1 protein-coding gene is annotated in these 467 nt (G+C 60.0%); it reads right to left on the minus strand.

The annotated features are described in order from the left end of the window. Positions 1-467 (minus strand): class I tRNA ligase family protein (locus tag ACIQVE_RS27155; protein ID WP_402814517.1); only part of this gene is annotated, 467 nt, incomplete at both ends.

The following is a 467-nucleotide window of genomic DNA, read 5'->3' on the forward strand; positions in this document are numbered from 1 at the left end:
AACCTTTCTCGTCGTGGTTTTCCACTTCGAGGTCGGAAATCGCCGTGTGCAGCTTGGTGTCCCAGTTGACCAAGCGCTTGCCGCGATAGATCAGACCGTCTTCGTGCAAGCGCACGAACGCTTCTTTAACGGCTTCCGAGAGACCGTCATCCATGGTGAAGCGCTCGCGGCTCCAGTCTACGGACGATCCGAGGCGACGGATCTGACGGCTGATGTTGCCGCCGGATTCATCTTTCCATTCCCAGATCTTCTCGAGGAATTTTTCGCGACCGAGGTCGTGACGGCTCTGGCCTTTGGCTTCGAGTTGGCGTTCCACCAGCATTTGCGTGGCGATACCGGCGTGGTCGGTGCCCGGCTGCCACAGGGTATTGCGACCCTGCATGCGGCGGAAACGGATCAGGGCATCCATGATCGCGTTGTTGAAACCGTGACCCATGTGCAGGCTGCCGGGGACGTTCGGCGGCGGG

The sequence above is a fragment of the Pseudomonas sp. NPDC098747 genome, assembly GCF_044760045.1.
Taxonomy (GTDB): domain Bacteria; phylum Pseudomonadota; class Gammaproteobacteria; order Pseudomonadales; family Pseudomonadaceae; genus Aquipseudomonas.